The sequence below is a fragment of the Prevotella sp. CAG:592 genome, assembly GCF_000436015.1.
GTDB lineage: Bacteria > Bacteroidota > Bacteroidia > Bacteroidales > Bacteroidaceae > Prevotella > Prevotella pectinovora.
In genome coordinates, this window is record NZ_FR892501.1 from 1 (window position 1) to 575 (window position 575).

The 575-nt window shown below is 38.6% G+C and carries 1 protein-coding gene; it reads right to left on the reverse strand.

Going from position 1 to position 575, the window contains the following annotated elements; translation table 11 throughout:
- Positions 1-185: 185 nt before the first annotated feature.
- Positions 186-515, reverse strand: coding sequence for a HipA N-terminal domain-containing protein (locus tag QVO99_RS01440; protein ID WP_022315807.1), 330 nt, complete (start codon positions 513-515; stop codon positions 186-188).
- Positions 516-575: the final 60 nt, after the last annotated feature.

A 575-nucleotide genomic window follows, 5' to 3' on the forward strand; every position in this document is an offset into this window, starting at 1 on the left:
AGGGGGTTCTGTTCCCCACGGCGTGGGGAGAATCCGAGGTCTGTCTTTTATGAATTACAAGTCTGTGTTTTAGAGATTTCAAGTCTATGTTTCACGAATTCCAAGTATATGTTTTATTCATGAGTACAGCGTTATATATATAACGGATATGTGGCGTGACCACCTTTCAAATGCCAGTCTTAATGTCAATCATCTGTTGTCTTTCTTACTTGTACGGCGCCAATGAAATCCTTATCTGCCATGGCAATAAGAAGTCCGAAGAAATCATTCTCATCAATTCTCAACGAACGGCAAATGCTCCTACGGTTAGCACCTTCTGGCAGCATGTTCGTGAAGAAAGGAAACAAATATTCATTCTTATAGGATTCCTCTCTTTTGGGAAGAGTGACAGAAATGGAAGGGTTTTCAGTTGAAAGATAGTTCTCGTCATAACAGAAAGTATATTCTTTTCCTGGGGTGTTTTCAGTCAGGACACCTGCCTTGAGGTCGTTCATATAGACATACAACTGTCTCATATCATTCTATTATTATAATATGGTTTTACGTATCTTTTGTTTTTTATAAGGTGTCTTTTG

Bases quoted from the DNA above. Each gene is read 5' to 3' on its own strand.
- QVO99_RS01440 (WP_022315807.1), bottom strand. From the start codon at position 515: ATGAGACAGTTGTATGTCTATATGAACGACCTCAAGGCAGGTGTCCTG.